22 protein-coding genes and 1 pseudogene are annotated in these 23,607 nt (G+C 55.7%); 6 read left to right on the plus strand and 17 right to left on the minus strand.

Annotation, left to right across the window (positions count from 1 at the left end):
* Nucleotides 1-166: 166 nt before the first annotated feature.
* Genes METFOR_RS00775 through METFOR_RS00800 form a run of 6 tightly spaced genes read right to left on the minus strand, consistent with a single transcriptional unit; the run spans nt 167 to nt 5,136 of the window.
* A complete protein-coding gene (locus METFOR_RS00775; protein ID WP_015284200.1) occupies nt 167-550 on the minus strand; it encodes a 4Fe-4S dicluster domain-containing protein in 384 nt (127 codons plus the stop codon).
* A gap of 6 nt (nt 551-556) precedes the next feature.
* Complete coding sequence (locus METFOR_RS00780; RefSeq protein WP_015284201.1) at nt 557-1,636, minus strand: hydrogenase large subunit; 1,080 nt, start codon at nt 1,634-1,636, stop codon at nt 557-559.
* Nucleotides 1,633-2,001 carry an NADH-quinone oxidoreductase subunit C gene (locus METFOR_RS00785; protein ID WP_015284202.1) on the minus strand — a complete coding sequence of 123 codons (369 nt, stop codon included), beginning with the start codon at nt 1,999-2,001 and terminating at the stop codon, nt 1,633-1,635. The genes METFOR_RS00780 and METFOR_RS00785 overlap by 4 nt, the downstream gene beginning before the upstream one ends.
* The gene (locus METFOR_RS00790) at nt 1,998-2,444 is read right to left on the minus strand and encodes an NADH-quinone oxidoreductase subunit B family protein (protein WP_015284203.1); all 447 of its coding nucleotides are present in this window, start codon (nt 2,442-2,444) and stop codon (nt 1,998-2,000) included. Before METFOR_RS00790 ends, METFOR_RS00785 begins: the two co-directional genes overlap by 4 nt.
* Nucleotides 2,441-3,322 carry a respiratory chain complex I subunit 1 family protein gene (locus METFOR_RS00795; RefSeq protein ID WP_015284204.1) on the minus strand — a complete coding sequence of 294 codons (882 nt, stop codon included), beginning with the start codon at nt 3,320-3,322 and terminating at the stop codon, nt 2,441-2,443. The genes METFOR_RS00790 and METFOR_RS00795 overlap by 4 nt, the downstream gene beginning before the upstream one ends.
* Nucleotides 3,319-5,136 carry an NADH-quinone oxidoreductase subunit 5 family protein gene (locus METFOR_RS00800; protein WP_233504420.1) on the minus strand — a complete coding sequence of 606 codons (1,818 nt, stop codon included), beginning with the start codon at nt 5,134-5,136 and terminating at the stop codon, nt 3,319-3,321. The genes METFOR_RS00795 and METFOR_RS00800 overlap by 4 nt, the downstream gene beginning before the upstream one ends.
* A 521-nt stretch (nt 5,137-5,657) precedes the next feature.
* Between METFOR_RS00800 and METFOR_RS00805 the strand changes: the two genes are divergently transcribed.
* On the plus strand, nt 5,658-7,718 hold the full coding sequence (locus METFOR_RS00805; protein WP_015284206.1) for a sodium-translocating pyrophosphatase: 2,061 nt from the start codon (nt 5,658-5,660) through the stop codon (nt 7,716-7,718).
* 74 nt (nt 7,719-7,792) lie between these two features.
* On the opposite strand, the gene METFOR_RS00810 is transcribed toward METFOR_RS00805, so the two are convergent.
* Nucleotides 7,793-8,062 (minus strand): hypothetical protein, encoded by a 270-nt coding sequence (locus tag METFOR_RS00810; RefSeq protein WP_048110720.1) that lies wholly within the window; start codon nt 8,060-8,062, stop codon nt 7,793-7,795.
* A gap of 109 nt (nt 8,063-8,171) precedes the next feature.
* Nucleotides 8,172-8,549 (minus strand): HEAT repeat domain-containing protein, encoded by a 378-nt coding sequence (locus METFOR_RS00815; protein WP_015284208.1) that lies wholly within the window; start codon nt 8,547-8,549, stop codon nt 8,172-8,174.
* Between the two features lie 228 nt (nt 8,550-8,777).
* On the opposite strand from METFOR_RS00815, the gene METFOR_RS14310 reads away from it, so the two are divergent.
* Both METFOR_RS14310 and METFOR_RS00825 read left to right on the plus strand, forming a co-directional pair.
* Entirely contained in the window at nt 8,778-10,106 is a 1,329-nt protein-coding gene (locus METFOR_RS14310; RefSeq protein ID WP_015284209.1) for a PAS domain-containing protein, read from the plus strand.
* Nucleotides 10,107-10,243: 137 nt separating this feature from the next.
* Nucleotides 10,244-11,014: pseudogene (locus METFOR_RS00825) on the plus strand (MerR family transcriptional regulator).
* Nucleotides 11,015-11,140: 126 nt separating this feature from the next.
* Here the strand turns inward: METFOR_RS00825 and METFOR_RS14315 are convergent.
* A complete protein-coding gene (locus METFOR_RS14315) occupies nt 11,141-13,204 on the minus strand; it encodes a hybrid sensor histidine kinase/response regulator (RefSeq protein ID WP_015284210.1) in 2,064 nt (687 codons plus the stop codon).
* A gap of 163 nt (nt 13,205-13,367) precedes the next feature.
* Here METFOR_RS14315 and METFOR_RS14320 point away from each other — a divergent pair, with 163 nt between their 5' ends.
* The 3 genes from METFOR_RS14320 (at nt 13,368) to METFOR_RS00845 (ending at nt 16,521) form a co-directional block, all read left to right on the plus strand.
* Complete coding sequence (locus METFOR_RS14320) at nt 13,368-15,053, plus strand: sensor histidine kinase (protein ID WP_015284211.1); 1,686 nt, start codon at nt 13,368-13,370, stop codon at nt 15,051-15,053.
* Between the two features lie 228 nt (nt 15,054-15,281).
* A complete protein-coding gene (locus tag METFOR_RS00840; protein ID WP_015284212.1) occupies nt 15,282-15,680 on the plus strand; it encodes a HEAT repeat domain-containing protein in 399 nt (132 codons plus the stop codon).
* Nucleotides 15,681-15,801: 121 nt separating this feature from the next.
* Nucleotides 15,802-16,521 (plus strand): DNA alkylation repair protein, encoded by a 720-nt coding sequence (locus METFOR_RS00845; protein ID WP_015284213.1) that lies wholly within the window; start codon nt 15,802-15,804, stop codon nt 16,519-16,521.
* Nucleotides 16,522-16,533: 12 nt separating this feature from the next.
* Here METFOR_RS00845 and METFOR_RS00850 read toward each other — a convergent pair whose 3' ends face one another.
* The 8 genes from METFOR_RS00850 to METFOR_RS00885 form a co-directional block, all read right to left on the minus strand.
* Nucleotides 16,534-16,908 (minus strand): hypothetical protein, encoded by a 375-nt coding sequence (locus METFOR_RS00850; protein WP_015284214.1) that lies wholly within the window; start codon nt 16,906-16,908, stop codon nt 16,534-16,536.
* An 82-nt stretch (nt 16,909-16,990) separates the two neighbouring features.
* Entirely contained in the window at nt 16,991-19,201 is a 2,211-nt protein-coding gene (locus METFOR_RS00855; protein ID WP_015284215.1) for an adenosylcobalamin-dependent ribonucleoside-diphosphate reductase, read from the minus strand.
* A 181-nt stretch (nt 19,202-19,382) separates the two neighbouring features.
* A complete protein-coding gene (pdxT, locus tag METFOR_RS00860; protein WP_015284216.1) occupies nt 19,383-19,988 on the minus strand; it encodes a pyridoxal 5'-phosphate synthase glutaminase subunit PdxT in 606 nt (201 codons plus the stop codon).
* Nucleotides 19,978-20,874: a pyridoxal 5'-phosphate synthase lyase subunit PdxS gene (gene pdxS, locus METFOR_RS00865; protein ID WP_015284217.1), complete on the minus strand. Its 897-nt coding sequence runs from the start codon at nt 20,872-20,874 to the stop codon at nt 19,978-19,980. The genes pdxT and pdxS overlap by 11 nt, the downstream gene beginning before the upstream one ends.
* Nucleotides 20,871-21,812: an adenosylcobinamide-phosphate synthase CbiB gene (cbiB, locus tag METFOR_RS00870; RefSeq protein ID WP_015284218.1), complete on the minus strand. Its 942-nt coding sequence runs from the start codon at nt 21,810-21,812 to the stop codon at nt 20,871-20,873. The genes pdxS and cbiB overlap by 4 nt, the downstream gene beginning before the upstream one ends.
* Nucleotides 21,794-22,360, minus strand: a complete 567-nt coding sequence (locus METFOR_RS00875) for a DUF7524 family protein (RefSeq protein WP_015284219.1) — start codon at nt 22,358-22,360, stop codon at nt 21,794-21,796. The genes cbiB and METFOR_RS00875 overlap by 19 nt, the downstream gene beginning before the upstream one ends.
* Nucleotides 22,361-22,376: 16 nt before the next feature.
* On the minus strand, nt 22,377-22,556 hold the full coding sequence (locus METFOR_RS00880) for a methytransferase partner Trm112 (protein ID WP_048110722.1): 180 nt from the start codon (nt 22,554-22,556) through the stop codon (nt 22,377-22,379).
* Nucleotides 22,553-23,566, minus strand: a complete 1,014-nt coding sequence (locus tag METFOR_RS00885) for an adenylosuccinate synthetase (RefSeq protein ID WP_015284221.1) — start codon at nt 23,564-23,566, stop codon at nt 22,553-22,555. Before METFOR_RS00885 ends, METFOR_RS00880 begins: the two co-directional genes overlap by 4 nt.
* Nucleotides 23,567-23,607 lie beyond the last annotated feature (41 nt).

A 23,607-nucleotide genomic window follows, 5' to 3' on the forward strand; every position in this document is an offset into this window, starting at 1 on the left:
CCGGATCCGGTGACGTGTAAAGCCCAGAAAATCGCCGTTATGATATTGTATGGTCCAGGTCGGATTATCTGTAGTATCTGTTAACATTGAGGGATCCCAAAAATGAGAGAGAATTATTGCTTCGACTTCCGAGAGGTTCATCAGAACCTCGAGGAGGAGAAGACCATCAGGTCTTCGACTCTTCCTTCTTCTCGGGCTTGGGCGGCTTCACGTAAGTAATGGTGAAAACCTCCACACCCTTCGCCGAGGTCGGTGCGGTATAGACCGGATCCATGGAGAGGCACTTGGACGGGCAGGTGTCGACACACGAGCTGCACATCACGCAGCGGAACCGGTCGATCTGCCAGCTCTTCGCCTCCTTGCTGAGGACGATTGCCTGGGCGGGACACTTCCGCTGGCAGATGCTGCAGGAGATACACCTGCTCCCGTCGAAAACAATGTGCCCACGGGTGAGCGGGGTCCTCTTTGCCGCCTGTGCAGGGTACAGGATGGTTGCCGGTCGGGAGAGCACGGTCCTGAGTGCCGTTTTTGTCATCTCAAAAAAACCCATCGCAGATCACCTCTCCGTGCAGCTGATACAGGGATCAATGGACAGTACAATTACCGGGACATCGGCGAGATCGCATCCCTGCAGCATCTTCACGAGCGGCGGGATGTTGGTCAGGGTGGGCGTCCGGATCCGTGACCGGACCAGGAACTTGGTGCCATTGCCTTTCAGGTAGTGGACCAGCTCGCCCCGGGGCTGCTCGGCCCGCATGAAGAACTCGCCGTTAGGCGCGCCGGTCACCTTGACATCGACCGGGCCGTCAGGAATCTTTGCGATCGCCTGCTGGATGATGTCAACGGAGGTGAAGAGCTCCTTGCACCGTACCAAGCAGCGGGAATAGCAGTCCCCGCAGCTGTCTGTGACCACCGGGAAGTCCAGTTCGCTGTAGGCGGCATAGCCGGTCTTCCTGAGGTCGATTGCAACGCCGCTGCCCCGGGCCGTGGGCCCGACAGCGCCGAGATGGTAGGCGTCCTGCCGTGAGAGGACGCCGACATTCCGGGTCCGGTGGATGACCGTGTCATCCTTGAGGAAGACGGTCGTCAGCTCCTCCATCTCCTTTCTGATGCTGTCGAGGTCGCGGCTCATCTCGGCGAGTTTTGCATTGGAGATATCTTTCCGGACCCCGCCGACCTTGCAGGAGCCCTGAATCACGCGACCGCCCGTGGTCTGTTCCATCACATCGAGGATCCGCTCGCGGATCCGCCATGCGTTCATGAAGAGGTTCTCAAAGCCGAAGGAATCGGCATAGAGGCCGAGCCAGAGGAGGTGGGAGTGCAGACGCGAGTACTCGGACCAGATCGTCCTGAGGTAATCCGCCCGTTCGGGAACCTGGATGCCCATGATCTGCTCGATACCCTGGCAGTACGTTGCACCATGGATGAAACTGCAGATGCCGCAGGTGCGCTCGGCAATGAAGACGTACTCGGTGAACTCCCGCTTCTCCACAAGCTTCTCAAACCCGCGGTGGATGTACCCGATGGAGGGGATGACGTCCACAACCTTCTCGTCCTCGAGGACAAGGTCGAGATGGATCGGTTCGGGCAGGACCGGGTGCTGGGGCCCGAAGGGGACGATAATCTGTTTTGTCATTTCTTCTCCTCCTTTGCAACCGAGACACCGAACGGGTACCTGATGGCTGTTTTAATGAACGTGCCCTTGAAATCGATGTTGATCCCTTTCACCTGGATGCCGAAGAGGTCGTGCATCTCGTTCTCGTACACAAACGCCCCCCAGTACATGCCGGTGATGCTCGGGACTTCAGTCTCCGCTGTTACCGTGATCCGCAGGTTCTGCAGGACATAGTCCTTGTCAAACGAGTAGTTGATCTCAAAGGAGTTGTCACCTACCTTCGTGCAGCCGATCTGGGCGAGACGGTAGCCCTCGTTCCTGAACTGTTCCACGCTCCCGATGAGCCTGCCAACGTCGATGGGGATTATTGTCTGTTCCTGTTTCATACCGAATCACCTGCCGGCCGGTTCATCGCCTTCCGTTTCTCTTCAAGGATACCGAGGGCCTTCACTACGCCATCGATAATCGACTCGGGCCGGGCAGCACAACCCGGGACCCAGACATCGACCGGAATGACCTTGTCAATCCCGCCCATGACATTATAGCACTCGCGGAAGATCCCGCCCGTGGATGCGCAGATCCCGACCGCAATGACGACCTTGGGGTCCGGGATCTGGTCGTACGTGTTCTTCAGGATCTCGCGGTTCTGTTCGTTGACACTGCCGGTCACAAGGAAGATGTCGGCGTGCTTGGGGTTCCCGGTGTTGATGATGCCGAAACGTTCGACATCGTAAACAGGTGTGAGTGCCGCAAGCACCTCGATGTCGCAGCCATTGCAGGACGATGCGTCGTAATGGATAATCCAGGGGGATTTGGTGAGGTAACTCATGGAACAACCACCATCCTGAGGTAGTACAGGACGCCCAGGTTGATGATACCGAGCGTACCGGCAACCAGCCAGGCACTCCGCAGAGTCATCTGCCACTTGACCCTCGAGGTCGTGTTGTCGATGAGAATCTCAAGGAAGTAGGCGATGATGATCGCGGCTATGGCAAGCAGGGGGTTGAAGCCGAAGAACAGGTACACGACCCCGAGCAGGAAGACGTACTCGTACCAGTGGGCGATCTCGATCTTCGCCAGGTTCGGGCCGGCGAAGTCCGTCGTTACACCCTTCACGAGTTCCTGGTGCGCATGGTGGGAGGTGGAGAGATCGAACGGGGACTTCCGGAGCTTGATTGTCAGGACAATCAGGTACCCGATGAAAACACCCGGGAGGTAGAGGACAAGGGGTACTGCGGACTGTACAATGTCGCTCACGTAGAAGCTCTTCGTGACCATGTACATGCCCGCCGCCGTGATGATGATCATCGGCTCATAGGCAATGATCTGGATCAGTTCGCGTTCTGCCCCAACATGGCTGTAGGGGGAGAAAGCGGCATAGGCCCCGAGAACGAGGAAGATGTGCGAGAGCGTGAACGCAAAGATCACGAGCAGCATGTCCCCGCCCGAGAAGAAAAGGGCTCCCGACACCGCCATGAATACGAGGTAGCTCAGGACGTAGAAGTTCTGGGTCGTCGTTACCACGAGATTCTCCTTTTCGAAGAGCTTCCCCACGTCGTAGAACGGCTGGAGGAGCGGCGGTCCTACCCGGCCCTGCATTCGTGCCGTGATTTTACGGTCGATACCAGCGATGAGCCCACCGGCAACCGGAGCCAGCAGGAGGTAGATGACCGCGTTGAGGACTGCGGTCCACGGATCGGGAATCATAGCACCACCCCCACGATCATGACCAGCGCGATGAGGATGATACCCCAGCATGCAAGTACCCCTACCATGAAGAGTTTCTCTTCACCGAAGTAGGAGCGCAGGTAATAGTTGGAGAGCACCAAGTCGCGGGACATCCCAAGGGATCCGTGGAACTTCATACCCCCCTCTGTGGTCCTGCCGGCCATATAGGGTGGAGCGATTCGCGGCGTTTTGCTCTCGAACAACATCGAGAACGGCATGATCATGAGGAGGCCGAGCATCAGCAGCATGATAATGATGTTGGCTTCTGCAAGCCGCGTTGTCTGACCGTAGATCTGCATGATGAAGGGCTCGATGAGCGTTGATGATATCAGCGGGAAGATCAGGGCCACGATGACGACAAGCGCCGTGAGAATCCAGAGGACAATCCACTTGTCCTGCCGGATCGAGTTCTCCACGTTCTCCTGGTGGCGCATGACCGAGATGATCTTGCCCATCCACTTGCTCCAGAAGAAGAGAGTGGCTGACCCCCCGAAGGCAAGGATGATGATGAAGATGAGACCGAAGGGTGCCTGGATGAATGCTTCGATAGCCGCCCACTTGGAGATGATCATACCGAACGGGGCAAGGAACATGCCGGCCATGCCGATAAACATCATGAGAGCGAGCTTGGGCATACGCTCGATAAGGCCGCCCATGTCCTCGATGTCACGGCTCCCGATCCGGTGCTCCACGGTACCGACGCAGAGGAAGAGGAGCGACTTTGCAATCGCGTGGAAGATGATCAGCAGGATCGCCACCCACATCAGGTTGTAGGTCCCGACTCCGGCACAGGCCACGATAAGGCCGAGGTTTGCGATGGTCGAGTAGGCAAGCACCTTCTTGGCATTACTCACGGATATCGCCATGCAGGAAGTCAGAAGGAACGTGAAACCGCCGACAAGGGCGATCATGAGCCCTTCGGTCGTGCCGGTCAGGACCGGGGCGAACCGGACGATAATATAGACACCGGCCTTCACCATGGTGCTGGAGTGCAGCAGCGCCGAGACCGGCGTGGGAGCAACCATTGCTCCGACGAGCCATGACGAGAACGGCATCTGGGCTGCTTTTGTCAGGCCGGCGAAACAGATGAGCACTGCGGGAACGATGGCCACAGCATATCCGGATGTGAGCAGGGTGCTCAGTTCCAGCAGCCTGCCGGACGGATCGAGGGTCGCAAGGTAGATCAGGGCAACGACAAAGGCAACCCCCCCCAGCATGTTCATGGCAAGGGCGAGGAACGCGTTGTTCGTTGCCTCGGCTGTTTGCGAGTACCCGATAAGGAGGAACGAACAGAGCGTCGTGATCTCCCAGAAGAAGAGGACCCAGAGCAGGTTGTTGGAGAAAACCAGCCCGAACATCGCGGAGAGGAAGACAAAGAGGATGAAGAAGAACATTCCCCGCCGGTCCGCGATCTCCTTGTGGTGCTCGTGGAAGGTCTCCATGTAGCCCAGGGCATAGACACAGATGAGGCTGCCAATGATCCCGATGATCATCGCCATGATGATGGAGAACTGGTCAACGAAGAGGTTGTTGGGCAGCTCGACAAGGGTATGGCCGAAGGCCAGTTCAAACCAGAGGAGCAGGGCTGCCTGGATCACGACCAGGATCACCACGGAATACTTCTTGTGTTTCAGGCCGAGCCAGAGCAGGTAGACCGCTATCACCAGCTCAATGGCGAGCATGGCAAGATCCAGCGCCTTGCCGGAAACACCAAACATCATCATTCCCTTGTCGAATCCTGCAACAAGGAGCCAGAGCGAGATCGCACCAATTGCCAGTGCGGCCAGTTTCACAATCCAATTGCGTTCAAGGCTTTTTCCTGCAAAAAGCAAAAAAAATGCAGCAATCAGTGGAAAAAGAACCAGGAATATTAATAACTGAGAGATTTGCACCAGATACCCTCCCTCCGGGAATATGGGAATTTTCCATTATTAATCATATTGAATTGTGCACGAACGGGCCGGGCAAAGAGTGTGGTGCGGGAATGCGAAAACGCCAGTTTTAGCGTTAAAATAAGAAAAATCTCCCAATTATTCCGCTATTCGGGAGTGGTGCAGGGCGGGAATATAAGATAAAAATTTAATGCTACAAAAATGCACTAATAATCTCTTAGGATGGGTTATGTACGTGTGCAGGGCATCCCCCCTGAAGCATAGAATGCCCTCCTATGGGTCATTTGAGCAGGTCTCTGCTGATGCCAATTTATCATACCTGATGTGTCTGTCCAAGTATCCAGTCAGTCCGCAGTCCTGCCGGTACAAACCGGATGCTGCTCCCCTGACGGAGAGGTCTGATGCAGCAGGGAGGTCATGGAATGATCGACTTTGCATTACTCATCGTGATTGCGATCTGTATCGTCGCGCTGGGCCTTGCAGCAATCCTGACGCGTAACCTCCTTTCGCAGGACCAGGGTACGCCCAAGATGCGCGAGGTCGCCGATGCGATCCGGGTGGGTGCGGAAGCATTCATCAAACGCCAGTACTCGACTATCGCCATCCTGGCCATTATTCTGGCCGTGGTGATCTTTGCTGTCTATACTCTTACCGGGCAGCAGGCGCTTGCCCTTTCCACGGCAGCTGCGTTCATCGTGGGATCGGCCTGCAGTGCCGTTGCCGGTATCGTCGCCATGTGGATTGCCGTCAGGACGAACATCCGCACGGCAGCCGCAGCACAGAAGAGCGATGGAAAAGCCCTCGACTTCTCGTTCCGCGGCGGGGCCATCTCGGGCCTGATCATCACCTCGATGTCACTCCTCGGTGTCTCGCTCACCTACATTGCGCTCGGTGCTGACCCGACCCACACCCCGTTCGTCATCGTCGGGTTCGGCTTTGGTGCCTCGTTCGTGGCTCTCTTTGCCCAGCTCGGTGGCGGTATCTACACCAAGGCGGCAGATGTCGGTGCAGACCTTGTCGGCAAGGTCGAGGCGGGTATCCCTGAGGACGATGTCCGGAACCCCGCCGTGGTTGCCGATCTTGTCGGCGACAACGTAGGCGACTGTGCCGGACGTGGTGCTGACCTCTTCGAGTCCACCGCTGCCGAGAACATCGGTGCGATGATCCTCGGTGTCGCGCTCTTCCCGATCTTTGGCGTCAACGGTATCCTCTTCCCGATCATCATGTGTGCGCTGGGTCTCCTCGCGAGCATGATCGGTATCCTCTGCGTCCGCGGTAAAGACGGCGCAGACCCGATGGACGCCATGAACATGGGGTACTACATCACCGCAGTCATCTCGGCTGTCTTCCTCTACTTCGGTGTCCAGTGGCTCCTTGGTTCAACCCCGAACTGGATCTACTTCTTCTTTGCAGGTCTCGTGGGGATTGCCCTCTCCGTTGCATTCCTCCGGGTCACGCTCTACTACACCGACCACCACTACCGCCCGGTGCAGGAGATCTCCAATGCATCCGAGACCGGAGCGGCAACAAACATCATCTCCGGGTTCTCTGTCGGCCTTGAGACCACCGCCATCCCGGCGGTTCTCATCGGTATCTCGCTCCTGCTCTCCTACTGGTGCGGGACCATGACCGGCATCGAGGGCGGTGGCCTCTATGGTACCGCAGTCGCAACCATCGGTATGCTGATGGTCTGTGCCTATGTCCTCACCATGGACACCTTCGGCCCCATCGCTGACAACGCAGGCGGCATTGTCGAGATGAGCCAGGCACCTGACGAAGTCAGGAACCGCATGGACAAGCTCGATGCAGCTGGCAACACCACGAAGGCACTCACCAAGGGATATGCCATCGGCAGTGCATCCCTTGCGGTATTCCTGCTCTTCAACGCCTATATGGCCGACATCACCAAGCTGACCGGCAAGGCATTCGAGGTCGTCAACCTAGCAAGCGTCCCGGTCTTTGTCGGTGCGCTTCTCGGAGCCATGCTCGTCTTCCTCTTTGCGAGCCTCGCCATCCGCGCTGTCTCCAAGACAGCACAGTCCGTCATCGATGCCGTCCGCGTTCAGTTCAAGGACCCGGCCATCATGGCAGGTACCAAGAAGCCTGACTATGCAGCTGTCATCGACATCACCACGGCAGGTGCCCTCAGGAGCATGGTCCTCCCCGGTATCCTTGTGGTCGGTTTCCCGATCATCATCGGCGTCACCATGAAGTACGAGGCCCTCGCAGGCTTCCTCATGGTCGGGACCATCACCGGCATCCTTCTTGCACTCATCCTCAACAACGCTGGTGGTGCATGGGACAATGCCAAGAAATATATCGAGACCGGTGCCCATGGCGGCAAGCGTAGCGAGGCCCATAAGGCAGCTGTCATCGGCGACACCATCGGCGACCCCTTCAAGGACACCGCGGGCCCGTCGCTCCACGTGCTTATCAAGCTCCTCGCGACGTTAACGCTCGTGCTTGCGCCGCTCTTCATCTAACCATACTTTTTTCTTCGCCGTCTTTCTCCCCGTAACGTGGGGGATTTGTGAAAAGAGAATTATCTCTTTACGTATCAGACGCCAGCCCGTGCCGTGCCTGGGGTGGAATTTGTCGCCATCGTGACCAGCCGGTACTGGCAGTCCGCAGCGTCCTGTTCTCTCCCAAGATGGGTCATGCAGATCCCCAGTGCCCGATACGCTCCTGTAAACCGGGGTGCGATGATTATGGCCTGCCGCAGGTATTTCACCACAGCATCGTCCTTCCGCTGGTCCAAAAGATCCATCCCCCGGCGATAAAGGATCCGGGCTTCCAGCGGAATCGTGGTAATGCCGTACATGTTCATCTCCCTCCTCGTGTTTTCTCCCTATTCGGTGACTGTTTCTTCTTTCTGCACCGAGCGGGTTCCGATCCAGGAACCCGCCGGTAGATATTCTCCTGGCGCTCCCTTCTTCTCATAGGCTGTTCTCACTGTCCTGCTCCAGTTTCAGTCTCGTCAGCGCCTCATCCGCGACAAGACGGATCATGCAGTGATCGCAACTGAGTGCCGGCGGAATAGCCGCTGATTGCGGTGAACGGATCCTGGCAAGCGACCGTGCTGCAGCCAGCCGCAGATCACTGTCCCATCCGGCAAGAAGTGGCTGGAGTGCCCTGACAGAACGGGGATCCCCGACAGTCCCGAGCATCTCAGCAGCCATCACCCGCACCCACTTGTCATTGTCATCGAGCCCGCTGATCAGGTATTCGACCAGAGGCTGCCGGAATTTGCGAACAGCCGATACCGACCGGGAATCCATCGTCCTTGCCACTACCCGTTCCGTGATTCCATCCATACTGCTTCGCACCGACCCGATACGGGGTCAGCCATCCGTTCTTTCCGGCGGGATATTCAATATTTGCCCAACGTTTCTGCAAGACTGGTACGCTGTGGGGATTTGCCATGCACTCAGGGCAGCGATGGAACGGGGGATCCCGTCCCTGACGGGAATGGATAGCATCCATCATGCGCAAATTATTGAGAGGAGAGTATATCTACTACCGCATATGCACAATACAGATATATGGGAGTTCTGGATTCTGAAAAAGTCGACAGGATCAAGAGAATCCTCAAGTGGCACCCGCGGGGAATGACCATATCAGATCTAGCCTCTGAGATGAAGATGAACCGCAACCTCGTTGCCAAATATCTCGACATGCTCCTTGTTTCAGGACAGGTCGAGATGCAGGTCGTAGGCGCGGCAAAAGTCTACTTTGTCTCGCGGCGGGTTCCAATCTCTGCCCTTCTTGAATTTTCCAAGGATCCGGTCATCGTAACCGGCAGTGACCGGAAGATCCTCCAGGTCAACGAGCCCGTGATATCCCTGGCCGGTCTGCCCCGCGACACACTCCTTCATCACCTTCCCGAAGAGATTGACAATCCTTTTTTCCACCTTATCTGTTCCAGCGGGGAGTCGCGCGATCCCCATGCAACCGGTGAACATGTCAGCGATCTCAGTTGTATAATTCATGGCGATGAATTCCATTTCCGAATCAAGCAGGTGCCAACGGCGTTCGAAGACGGGAGCGATGGCTTCACGTTCATTGCAGAGGATATCACCGGCCGCAAGAAATACGAGGAGATGCTCCGCATCAGCGAGGCGCGGTACCGGGGAATTGTCCAGTCCATCGGGGAGGCCATCATCGGGAGTTCTCCGGAAGGATTGATCACCAGCTGGAATAAGGCAGCGGAGCGGCTGTACGGGTTTACGGACGGCGAAGTCCTTTCCAAGCCTATCACGGATCTTTTGACCGGGCCGTCACGGGATGACCTCGCATCAATTCTCGGGCAGGTGGCACGCGGGGAGACTGTCCGGAGACGGGAGATGCGGATGACCACACGGGGAGGCCGGGTCGTCGATGTCCTGCTCTCGATATCTCCCGTTGTCGGGGAGAACGGGGCGATCCTGGGGACTTCATCTATCGTACAGGACATCACCGGCGAGAAGATGGAGCAGTACCTGCGCCAGCACGAGGACCAGTACCGCACTCTTGTGGAAGACCTGAATGTCGGGATCTACCGGAGTACCGGGGATCCCCGTGGCAGGTTCGTGTGGGGAAACACGGCCCTCCTCAATATCCTCGGGTACCTGTCCATCTCCGACCTCCGCGATGTTCCGGTTGCCGATATCTTCAACCAGCCGGACGGGAGGCGTGAGCTGCTCGATGACCTCAGGAAAAACCGGTTTGTGAAGAACCGGGTCCTTGACCTGAAAAAACCCGATGGGACAAAGTTCTCCGTTAATGTCACGGCACTCGCGGAGTTTGACGAGAACGGAACTGTCATTTTCATCAACGGGATTGTCCAGGACATCTCCCACATTGTTATGCAGAATTCTGATCGCGAAAAGTAACCTGCCATACCACCTGATCCGGATTTGCTGCCAAAGAATCCCTTGCACATAGTGTTTTTAGAGAAGATGCTGGAACCCTGCCCTGCTGCAGACTCCAACACCCTATTTTGTCATCTGCATCACATAGTATCGTAACCATGGCATATGACCGGATTCCTATTGGCAGGTTCTCTCTCATCACCCTGCTCAGCCAGAAAGCGCTTCGCCTCTATGATGAGCGAGGGCTGCTTGTGCCGAAGGCAAAAGACCTCTGTTCCGGCTACCGGTATTATTCCGGAGCCCAGATTGCGCGAGGCGTGTCTATAAAGACGCTCTGTGGTCTGGGATTCCCGTTACACGAGATCGAAATACTCCTTGACGCAAAGGAGCGGCGGGATACGGCCACCATCCGGCGGCTCTTCGAGAGGCGCCGCAAGGAAATCCGGTCCGAGGTCAAACGGTTACAACAGATTGAGGTTATCCTCGAAACCGAGGAGGCCTCGCTGGAGCTGATCTACATGTCACTCACTGAACCAGTTATCAAGGAAGTAGCCTCCCAGCGGATTGTGGGAAAGAGAGGTACCGGCCCGTATGGAAAAACGATCTCCCGGCTCATGCCGGCACTCTGCAGCCAGATCCTCTCGGAAGAGAACCAGAACGTGAAGGTTACGGGGCCGTTCATGACGCTCTATTATGACAGCGAGTACCGTGAAAAGGATGCCACCATGGAATGTGCAGCTCCGGTAACCTGACGGATTGTCCTCACCGATCCAGAAATGGAAGTCACAACCCTCATGGGAGGGAAATGCCTTTCGCTTATCCACAAAGGATCGTACACGAAGCTGCACGAGGCGTGGAGCCGGATCGGCGCTTATGCCGAAGAGCGGGAGTTCGTTGCGTGTAGTTACCACCGGGAGGTGTATCTTTAGGACCCGGATACTGTTCCTGATGAGGAGCTCCTCACCGAACTCCAGATCCCAATCGATATGGAGACCCACCGGGCCGTGCACTGATCGGCAGGAAACCTACCGTACTGTCGTGGGCGGTTACTGAGGTTAAAGAGGGGGAGCGGAATAATGGCGGGAATGGCTGGCAGCAGAGATCCTGAATGATCCCTTGGGGACCAGGATCTCGAACCGGGCGCCCCTGCCATACTCGCCTACCTCACGGATAGTAAGGCCCGTGATCCCGAGTGCCTCCTGCACGAGGAACAGGCCAAGCCCGGTATGCTTTCCCACACCCTTCTGGAAGATCCGCTGCTTGTCGCCGTTGTGAATGCCATCGCCATCATCTTCAACAACGATGGTATACCCGTACGGGGTCTCTTGGCCCATGACTCGTATCATGGTCATTTTCCCCCCGTGCATCTCGGCATTCTCGAAGAGATTGGCAAAGACCGTCCTCAGCAGGGGATCGGCATAGACCTCACAGGAAAGCAGGGAGTCATCGATGTCAACAATGCAATACCCTTCATCCATGCATACCGTCGTGACCGCGGCATGAAGGTTCTGCCACCGGGGCTTGTGCACCCCGATGTCCTGGTACTGCTGGGTGAACGAGATCTGGCTCCTGATGATCTCGCTTGACTGGATTGCTTTGGAAATGAGCCGGCGCTGCTCGGGATTTGCGATCTCCAGTTCAAGGAGCCCTAGTGCTCCAAGGAGCACGGTCAGCTGGTTGAGGATGTCGTGGCGCGTGATGTTCGAGAGTAGGTTCAGCTTCCGGTTCGATTCCTGCAATGCCTGCTTGATCCGCTTGCTTTCTGTGATGTCCCTGCCCACAGACTGGAATTCAATAATCCTGCCATTGGTATCGAAGATGGCGCGATCACTCCAGCGCTGCCATCGAATTTCACCGGAAGACATGATGATCCGGTTGTCAATGATGACAACGGGATTCTCTCTTGTGACCTTTTTCAGCTCTTCTTTAATCCGCTGGGCATCTTCCGCAGGGACGATCACGGGATGATGGCAACCAATGCACATCTGCCGGTCAAGGCCAAAATACCGGCAGTAGGCCTCGTTCACAAAGGTCAGCTTCCCGTCAGGGGTAAACCGGCAGATGAACTCGGTCTGGTCCTCGACGACATTCCGGTACCGCTCCTCGCTCCGGATAAGGTCTTCTTGGCTTTTTGCCAGTTCCTCGTAGTTCTGCCGGAGCTCCTCTTCGGTCGCAGCCAGCTGCTCGTATGCTGAGTGCAGTTCAACCTGACTCTTTGCAAGCTCTTCATAGTTCTGCCGGAGTTCCTCCTCGGTTGCTGCAAGGTGCTCATAGGTGATGTTCAGCTCATCATGGGCGCGCTTCAGTTTCTTCTCCGTCTCTTTTCTCTGCGTGATATCGCGGACAGATTCAATAGCACCGACAATCCTGCCTCCGGAATCGTAGAGGGGAGATGCCGTGAGCCAGAAATAGCCACCTTTCTCATCCGGGCGGGGCGGAGAATATGTCTCGACAATCAGCCGGTCCCCGCTCCGCCGCAGATCCGGATATGCTTTCTCCGGCTCCTCCTCTGCCCGGACGATACAGTCTGCAAGAGCGTGACCATGGTTCCCGTACAGGGGGATGGGCGAGGGAATATTCCCTTTTCCCAGGACCGCCGCGGGAGGGATGCCAGTCAGCTCCTCCATCATCCGGTTCCAGACAATGACATGGCCTTTCATATCGATGGCATAGGTCGCATCCGGCAGGAAATTGATCAGGTCTGCAAGCTGCTTTCGTGAGTCCTTGAGTTCATTGTGAACCCGCCTGCGATCTATCGCAGCCAGAATCTTGTAATCCAGTTCGGCAAACTGGGATTTTGGTTCCCCTCCCTTCTGGAGGTAAAAATCTGCCCCGCTGTTGAGGGCTTCGATCACAACTTCCTCGCGGCCCCTCCCCGTGAAGAGGATGAACGGGATGTCCCGGTACTGCTTGCGGATGATCCGGAGAAACTGGATCCCGTCGGTATCCGCCATCTGGTAATCCGATACGATGGCATCGTAGGGTCGGGCTTCGAGCTTTGTTATCGCTTCATCGACCGATTCTGCCACATCGACGTGGAAATGACCGGACTTTTCGAGATAAATCCTGCCGATATCAAGAAGAGCGGGTTCATCATCGACATATAATACCGAATACATCTGGGTTGCGGATCCTTCAGGATTATTGGCTGGATAAAAATTTATGTCCACCGATTCCCATCATATGGGCGGCGATAAATATTCATATTATAATAAGAAAAATTACCCCACGGAATAATGACGCTGATGCCCGGCAGCGTGATACCGGGCCTGGAGCATGAGAATGTGGGCACCGGATCTCAGGACCATCTTTTTGCTGATATGCCTGATAAACGCGTTTCTCGCGCTCATGATCCTAGTCTACTGGAAGACCCAGAAGACGTATGAGGGTCTTGCACTCTGGTCCCTCGGCATGCTCTTTCAGTCAGTTGCATATCTCCTCTTCATGTTGCAGGGGGCGGGCCCTGCACTCTTCACCATAATCCTTGCCAATGCGTTCAGTATGCTTGCCATCTTCCTGCGCATCGATGCTATCAGGAGGTTTTTCTGGTCCCGGTCAATGCCGGCCCAGTACTACCTTCTCATCCTTCCGATTCTCCTCCTCTATGGGTATTTCACATTCATTCTCGATTCCATGGTATGGCGGGCTGTCATATTAGCTGTCTTTATCGCACCTGCTCTTATTATTGCAGCGGCTCCCGCCATCCTGTCACGCCAGAAGGAAAACCGCATTATCCGGTATCTCTTTGCTGCCACCCTGACAGTACCTGTTGTGTTTCTGACAGCCCGTATAATTGCCTGGTTGCTAATCCCCGCACAGTACACGCTTTTCAGCACCGATGCGTTCAATACCGGGTTCTTCATCGTCGCTATCATTGCCGATATTCTTGTGACAGGGTTTTTCCTGATGCTGAACATGATCCGTTCCCGGACCGAGCTGGAAGAGAGCGAGGTCAAGTACCGTTCGCTTTTCGAGAACATGCTGGAGAGCGCAGCGTACTGCAGGCTGATCCCTGACAACACGGGAAAGCCATTCGACTGGTTGTATCTCGATGCCAATGCTTCATTCAAGCAGACCTGCGGGAAAGAGGAGATCACCGGGAAATGGAACCGGGAGATCTTTCCTGAAATCCAAGTCGAACACCCGGAACTGCTGGAGGCTTTTTCACGAGTCACATCAACCGGAACACCGGAACGTTTCGAGATCCGGTTCCGGAAGCTTGCCAAGTGGTTCAGGTGTTCAGTGTTCAGCCCGAAGCCGGATCATTTTGTCACCATTTATGATGATATCACGCAGCGGAAACATGCCGAATCTGCCCTCCTCCACACGAACGCGAAACTGAACCTGCTCTCGGGCATCACGCGGCATGATATCCGCAACCAGCTCCAGGCGTTATCAGGATACCTGGAACTGGCCCGGCTCAATTCTGAAAAACCGGTATATCTGACGGAATCCCTGGAAAAGGCGGACACGGTCGTGGAAACAATCAACCGCCAGCTGGAATTCACGAAGGATTATGAAGAGATGGGTGTCAACGCTCCCACGTGGCAGAATGTTGATGCAGTCATCTCCCAAGCTGTGGCTTTACTGCCACTCAGAGGAACCCGAGTTGAGATCGAACGGCCGGATCTTGATGTATATGCAGATCCGCTCCTGAGTAAGGTCTTCTACAACCTGATCGATAATGCCCTCCAGTACGGGGGAGTACAACTGACCTGGATCCGGATCTCCTCACGTGAAACAGATAGCGGACTGATCCTCACGTGCGAGAATAATGGAGCCGGGATCCCGACAGAGGAGAAGAAGCGGCTCTTTGAGAGAGGGTACGGGAAACACACGGGCCTTGGCCTCTTCCTGTCTTCAGAAATCCTCTCTATCACCGGGATCAGTATATCCGAGAACGGGAACCCGGAGTGTGGGGCCCGGTTCGACATGGTTGTACCAAAAGGGGAGTACCGGTTTCGATAACTCTTGGCATCATCATTTCTGCTCTGGTTGCTATCAAAGGTACCGGTATAGTTACCACAAGGGTCTGTTTCTTGCGAAAACCACCTTTCTGCCGACAAACTATCTCTTATGACGGAGACGGCAAATGCCTGTTGCCATGCAGACCTGATCTGCAACATCCATTGGCAAATTTTGATAGGTACCTGACAGTGATGCTGCAACTGTCCCAATTGGGAGGAGGAGTGTATTATGGAACAGGCACTACTGGATTTAAAGGACCGGGTGCGCCCTGAGCGGTGGAAATCCGTCGTTACCCTGGGAACATCCGGAGAACCGGCACTTGAATACCTGCATCATGCCTTACGTGACGAGGACAAATGGGTGCGGTTCTTTGCCGTTGACGCTCTGGGGAAGATCGGGAGTAAAAGCTCTGTCGATTATCTCACCCGGACACTGATGGACGAGGACCAGGATATACGCTGGGTCACAGCATCAGCACTGGGAAAAATTGGAGGTCCACGAGCAGCGCATGCCCTGCAGCAGGCCTACAACAGCGACAATGCGTTCGTCAAGATATTCATCGCGGAAGCGCTCGAAAAAATTACCGCGGAAGAGATCACGGCTCCGGGGATAGCTGTATCACAGTGAATGTCTTGTCTTTTTTTTGTCTCGTCTTTACAATGAATTTCCCTGACAGTCTTGAGGGAATGCATCACATTCACTCCCCGCATACCGTGTCCCTTATCCATGATTCCCGCAACACACTTGTATGGACCCGGTCATCACCCGGATACGGGACGATCTTGAGAATATTGCCGACCCTGCAATAAAGGAGACATCAAAGCGGTTCTTCAAAGAGGAGATCCGCTGTTATGGTACGAAAACGGCTGCGGTGATCGCACTGGCAAAGAAATACTGGAAAGATGTAAAGAGCCGGCCAAAACCGGAGATCTTCTCCCTGTGCGAGGAACTCTACCGCTCAGGGTATATGGAAGAGTCCTTCATCGTCTCCGAATGGGCGCACGCCCTCTCAGGGCAGTACGAACGGAGCGACCTGATTGTTTTCCGGCACTGGATCGATACATACATCACCAACTGGGCGTCTTGTGACGGTTTCTGCAATCATACGCTGGGAGAGTTCGTTGAGCAATTCCCGGACTCTGTTACTGAACTGAAACGCTGGACACAGTCCGATAACCGGTGGATGCGCCGTGCAGCGGCAGTATCCCTCATCATCCCGGCAAAGCATGGAAATTTTCTCCAAGAGTCCATGGAAATTGCCGATCTGCTGCTGACCGATTCAGATGACATGGTGCAGAAGGGGTATGGGTGGCTCCTGAAAGAGGCGAGCCGGAAGCATACCGGGGAAATCTTTGCCTATGTCATAAAGAACAAGCAACGGATGCCCCGGACTGCACTCCGGTATGCCATCGAGCTCATGCCGCAGGAGATGCACTCGGAGGCCATGAAAAAGGACTGGAAGAGATAATCCATCTTGTAGTTATGGAATCTCCAGCGATCGCTGCCGCACAAGACTGATCAGATCATCAAGACTCGTGCACCTGTTGATCTCTTCGCTGCTGGCAACAATCAGGAAATCTTTTCCCATCTGGACAAGGATAGCCGGGAACGTGATGAGCCCTGCCCCGATCTCAGAGATGAATTCATTCCGGTTCAGGAACCGGGTGGGTATGTTCAGGTCCCTGACGAACCGTTTCCAGTCTTTCTTCATGCCGATCGGGGTACTGGTTATTGCCGTCAGGTTGCAGAAATTCCGTTCGTGCGCTATGCCAGCCTTCGAGGAATACTCCTTCAATCCCGGCAGTATGCCACTATCGGCATTGTAGATGAAAAGGAGGGTCTTCCCATATGACATGGAGAAAGGAGTGTTTCTTTCCCCATATATTTTGAGAAGATGACCGGAGTTCTGGTAATCGTGTATAACAGGACGGGTAATCTCAGCTGCACCCGGTCCAGCCGCAGTGCTTGCAGATCCCCTTATTGCAGCCCTCACCGAAGTCCAGTGGCTCGCCGCAGTCCGGGCAGGGATTCGTCTTTCCCACCTCACGGATATCCCAGTCCTTTAAGGTCGTGATGCTCTGGTTCTTTGCCGAGAGCTCGATGCAGCGCCCGACAACATCCGCACACGAATGGCCTTCCGATGACGGATTCTTGATGGCCACAACGCAGTTGACCTTGGCAAACTGCTTGACGAACTTGTTGTACGGAACCCCGTTCTGGAGGCCGGTGCTGATAGCGCGGCCAAGGGCGCTACTGTTGGCCTCGCAGCCCCCGCTCCCGACCGTCCTGATAAAGACCTCCATCGGTTTTCCATCCATGAGGTTGACGGTGACGTAAAGACGGCAGCAGCCGGACTGGCAAAGGTAGGTCCGTCCTGATAGCTCTTTTGGCCTGTCAATGGAGAGCGCAGGGATCTTTTCTGGTACATTCCTCCCTGCAGGAAGGGCTGCAGGTGCGGCTGGTGCAGTAACGTTCTCTTTCAGGGAAAGAACTACATCCTCTCGGCTCCCGGTCCGGTAGATGGTGATACCCTTGAGTTTCAGTGTCCAGGCCATCAGGAGCGCCTCGGCACAGTCATCCCGCGTTGCTGATGCCGGCATGTTGATGGTCTTGCTGATGGAGGCATGTACGTGTTTCTGGAGTGCTGCCTGCATCAGGATATGGTCTTTCCAGCCGATATCCAGGGCTGTTTTGCACAGGCTCCGGAAATCCGTCAGGAGCCAGAGAAGGTCCTGGACGGTCCCTTTCTCGTGCACATGCGTGATGACTTCCTCTGTTTTCTTTTCCAATTCCTCGTTACCAAAGCCCATGGTGGAGAGGGTCTTTAAAAGGCGCTCCCGGAAGACCGGGTTGACTATGACAAACGTCTTGCCAACAGTATTTTTCCGCGTGTAGGCAAACGAGAAGATGGGTTCGATCCCGCTCGAACACCCGGCAAGCAGCGAGATGGTACCGGTCGGCGCGACGGTTGTCATCGCTGCGTTCCTGACCGGGAATTCCTTCCAGGTGCTCCCCTCCCATGAGGGGAAGGGTCCGCGTTTTGCAGCAAGCTCCCGTGATTCTTTAACAGCGGCACTGGTCACGAGCTGCATAACCCGCTCGCACCATGCCCGCCCCTCAGGAGAGTCATATGCCAGGCCGGCCATGAGCAGGGCGTCGTGAACTCCCATCAGGCCAAGGCCGATCTTCCGTGTCCGCTTCGTTGCTTCCGCAATCTGCGGGATGGGAAAGGTGTTCTTATCTATGACCAGATCAAGGAAGCGCGTACCCATGCGGGCGGTCTCCTCAAGTAATCGCTCATCAAGCACACCACCCCGCATGCAGGCAGCGAGGTTAATGCTCCCGAGGACACAGCTCTCGTAGGGGAAAAGCGGCTGTTCCCCGCAGGGATTTGTGGTATCGATCTCTCCCAGCTGCGGTGTCGGATTCCTCCGGTTGATCTCATCAAAGAACAGGATCCCCGGTTCGCCATTCTTCCAGATCCCCTCGACAATGGCTGTCCAGATCCGGCCTACCGTTACCGTGTCTCCCGTTCTGGGATGGGTAAGCCAGACGGTATCGAACTGCTTTTTGGAGACAAGATCCATGAACCGGTCATTGACCATCACGGAGATGTTGAAATTGGCAAACTCACCCTCTTTTGTCTTTGCCGTAATGAAAGGAAGAATGTCCGGGTGCCAGACATTCAGGATCCCCATGTTTGCCCCGCGCCTGCGGCCGCCCTGCTTGATGACTTCCGTTGCTGCGTTGAAGACCCGCATGAACGAGACAGGGCCTGAGGCCACCCCCTCGGTTGACTGGACGGGGGAACCTTCGGGGCGGAGACGGGAGAAGTTATACCCGGTCCCGCCGCCGGTCTTGTGGATGATGGCCCCCTGCTTCATGGCGTCAAAAATACCATCAATGGAGTCGGGGACCGGCAGCGTGAAGCAGGCAGAGAGCTGGCCGAGCTCGGTTCCTGCATTCATCAGCGTGGGGGAATTGGGAAGGAAACGGAGTGAAGTCATGGCCTCAAAGAACCGGGCTTCTTCCTCGTTATTTTCAGCAAGGGCCGCTGCTGTGCGGCGGCAGATATCAGAAAAATCCTTCTCGCCTTTCCGGAGGTACCGGGCGGAAAGGATACTGTCGACAACCGGTTGTGAACTCATGGGTATCCCTGACTTGATCTTATGGTGGGGTTAAAGCGTACGGGAGTCTGGATTGCAGACAGGCTGCAGCTGAAAGAGACTGGTGCTGTTGTGGATATTCTCTTGTGCATAGCACCGCGAAAGTAAAATCACTTTCCGATCAGGCACCAGTACCGGATCTGTTCATGTTGCCCTGCAACAATCACGAGACCAGAATCGCAATCCCCTGCCGCTGCAGGAACCGTTCATGAAGGCGGGTATCCTCCCCGAGCTCGGGATGGAAGGAAAGCGCCAGGTGTCTCCCCTGTTCAACGGCAACAATACCCTGCGGGATCTCGGCAAGGATATGAACAGCGTTTCCTGCCGATTTGACCACGGGGGCGCGGATGAAAACGGCATGGAACGGTCCTCCCTTAAGCCCGTCTATCGCGAGGTCTGCTTCAAAAGATTCTCGCTGCCTGCCAAACGCGTTCCGATCAACAGCCATATCTATGAGCCCCAGAGGATGGATCCGGGGGTCTTCCACATGGCAGGCCATCAGCACCATCCCGGCACAGGTTGCAAAGATCCCCCCCGGAAACGCCCGCAGAGGCTCATACAGCCCGTTCTTGTCGATCAGGCGGGAGATGGTTGTCGATTCTCCGCCCGGCAGGGCAAGGGCGTTGCATTCCGCAAGATCGGCCGGGCTCCTCACTTCGAACACTTCAGAAGAGAGGCCGTGGCCCATCCGTTCGAGCGCTGAGAGGAATGCGTCGATATGCTCGCTCACGTTCCCCTGGAGCGCGAGAACGCCAATCTTAGCGTCCACGGGTCTGCAGCACCTCGGCGTCCGAGAGCTTGTGGACATCAAGGCCAGGCATGGCGTCGCCAAGGCCTTTGCTGACCTTTGCGAGCACTTCTGCATCGTCGAAATGGTTGACCGCCTCGACAATGGCTTTGGCCATCAGCTTCGGGTTCGAGGATTTGAAGATGCCGGACCCAACAAAGACACCGTCCGCACCCAGCTGCATCATGAGCGCCGCGTCTGAGGGGGTGGCGATACCGCCTGCGGAGAAGTTCACGACCGGGAGCCTGCCGCGCTCGGCGCATTCAAAGACCAGTTCCGCGGGAGCTTCAATCTCGCGGGCATAATCGGCCATCTCCTGCTTGTCCAGTCCGCGGAGCATCCGGATCTCTCCCATGATTGTCCTCATATGGCGGACTGCTTCCACGACATTGCCGGTACCGGCCTCTCCCTTGGTCCGGATCATGGCCGCACCCTCATTGATCCTCCGGAGCGCCTCACCGAGATCGCGGGCGCCGCAGACGAAGGGGACCGTGAACTGCTTCTTGTCGATATGGTATTGTTCGTCTGCGGGGGTCAGGACCTCGCTCTCATCGATCATGTCGACCCCAAGGACTTCCAGGACCTGCGCTTCGACAAAGTGGCCGATGCGGACCTTGCCCATGACCGGAATGGAAACCGCATCGATGATCTCCATGACCTTCTCGGGATCTGCCATGCGGGCAACGCCTCCCGCCTTCCTGATATCGGATGGCACCCGCTCAAGCGACATGACCGCAACTGCGCCTGCCTCTTCGGCTATCTTCGCCTGATCGGCATTGACGACATCCATGATCACGCCCCCTTTCTGCATGGATGCAAAGCCGCGCTTGAGGAGCTCGGTGCCAAACCTCAGCTCTTCTAATTTCATATGCCTATACTATTGATCACGACAGCCCATAAAAACAGAGTACAGCAGGCAAGAGCTGCATACATCACGGTCACCGCCCGGACCGCTGACAGGATATCCGCGCCCGCTTCATCAAGTGTCCGGTCACCGTCTCCGATTGTATAGATACCGGGTTTTTCAAACCGGGTGCCTGTCCCCCCTGCCATGGCTCCCATGATAATACCACCATTGAAACCCGGGCGCAGGTGGCCGTCGCGCTGCATCACCTGCCATGCCTTAGGTAATGTACCTTTAACGGCAAACCAGACCAAAAGGAGGAGGACAGTTACCCGTGCCGGGATGAAATTCATGATATCATCCATACGTGCAGCAAACCACCCGAGTCGTTCACGCTCATCCTTGTACCCGAGCATGGCATCCATGGTATTGATAGCCCGGCAGGCTGCGGCTCCCGGGAGGCCGAGAATGGTAAACCAGAAGAGGGGGGCGATGATACTATCGTTGAGATTTTCGGTCATGGACTCATAGCCTGCCGAGAGGATATGATCGCGGTCAAGGGCAGCAGTGTCCCGGGACACCAGGAGGCTGACTTTCTTCCGGCCCTTTTCCATGCCCTCCTTTAGTGCCGAGACTACGGCAAGACTGTGTTCCTCAAGAGATCTCCAGGCAAAGCAAAATTTCAGGAGCACGGGAGCAAAGAGGAGATACAGGTACCAGGGGGCATAGAGAGAAATGAGGATGAATGGAATGCAAAACAGGAATACTGTCATCACCCAGAACAGGACTCCTGCAACACGCTGGATACTGGCCGGGTAACAACCCGGCTTCCCCCAGAATGCTATAAATGATCCAAGAAGGGCGACCGGATGATACCGGGAATGCGGATCACCCATGATCCGGTCAAGAACAAGTGCCGCGCAGAGGGCCGGGGCCGCTAGCGTTATTGCTGACGGTACCATGTGTAGAGTGCCCCGACAATGAGCGTGATGAATGCCGCGATATTAAGGAACTTTATCCCGGTATAGAACCAGGCGCAGTACAGGAAGAGCGCGACTCCCATCATGAGCATCAGGGGATGAGGCCGGCCGTGGGCAACCGGCTGGAGGGGATATTCCTCACGGATTGTCGGGCGCGATGCCTGCGAGGGCAGGATGCTAACCGGAATCTGTGCTTTCATCACACCGTAGCCCGAGATGATGTCAAGGTCGAACGTGCCCGGGGGGCAGTCCATGAGGATGGGTATTGCAAGAGTCGATTCATCAACAACGTACAGGTTCTCATGAAAGAAACTGGTGAATGCCCCGGCATTGGATGCTGTGATCGTGATATGAATTGGCGCCCCGTGGTTCATAAACCGGATGCGGAGGAGACCCCCGGGCTCTGCAACAATCTTATCCCGAGGGACATCAATGGAGTTGATACTGCTCCGGTTCAGATGAACCTCGTGCCCGGCATCACTCCCGTCAGTAGTAGATATCAGTGCTAAAAAAAAGAAGGGGATTGTCATGCCGGAACCTTCTCTATCACGAACCCTGCTGAGGCAGGAGGTTGGGGATGCCCTCGTGGATTGGATAATCCACCCTGCAGGCAGCGCAGTGCAGGGTCCCTTCGAGAACTTCTTTTGCATCTTCTGCATCAATGTGAAGAGATAGATCCCCCTTGCAGACCGGGCAGCAGAGGATATCCATTAAAGAGCGTCTCATTTCAGTTCATCCCGGATATCAATGATCTGGGTAATCTCCGGTCCGGTGGAGATCAGGGCAACGGGGCAACCAATGTCTTCCTCGGCCTGCTTGATGAAGTCTTTGGCCTTTTTGGTCAACTTCGTGTATTCAGTAATCCCGAAACAGTCCTTGTCTACCCGGTCGATCCCGGTAATGGCTGCCTGAGTACACCCGTTGATCATGGCCGAGTACCGGGCCATATCGCCATCCCAGCCACCGATACGGCGCTTGCGGTGGGTTACGGTGCCGAACTCCTGGATTCCCATGGCATCGGACTTCTCGGCCGGCATCTCGGTGGAGAACGGCCCTTCCCCGACACGAGTGGGATATGCCTTAAAGACAACGACAACATCATCGATCCTTGTCGGCCCGACACCGTTGTCTGCGGCAATCTGGGATGCTGAAGTATCCTTGCTGGTCACGAAGGGGTATGTCCCATAATACAGGGAGATTCCAAATCCCTGTGTGCCTTCGAGAAGCACGTTCTGCTTCTGTTTCAGGGCATCGTCGATTGCTTTTGGCACATCAAGCAGGTATTCGGCAAGTTCTGGAACATCCTTTGCCTGCGGGGAGGTGCGCATGACCCGGTCGGAGTTTGCCGGCCCGCAGCCGGATCCAGTGCTGCCAATCTTCTTCGCCAAATGAGCACTCCCCTTGTCCCGGGCAATATGGTCTTCTGTTATGATGCCGCAACGCTTATCGACAAAGACGCGGCCCCTGACACCCAGTGTCTCGACTTCGTGTTTCAGGACCCGGGGGTCGACAAGGACCCCGCTGCCGATGCACAGCTTCGCATCTTTATAGACAAAACCGGACGGAACCATACGGACTCCGTATTCCTTGGTTCCAACCTGGACAGTGTGCCCGGCATTCGGGCCCACACCACCACGGGAGATGATTGTGGGTCTGTCCTTATGGGCAATATGGGCAACAACCTTGCCCTTCCCCTCATCCCCGAAAAATCCACCAACGATGATTGTACAACTCATTCTGTTTCATGTAGTATTGTGCGAGTTTCCCAATAAACTAT

Origin of the sequence: Methanoregula formicica SMSP, from assembly GCF_000327485.1 — an archaeon.
Classification (GTDB): domain Archaea; phylum Halobacteriota; class Methanomicrobia; order Methanomicrobiales; family Methanospirillaceae; genus Methanoregula; species Methanoregula formicica.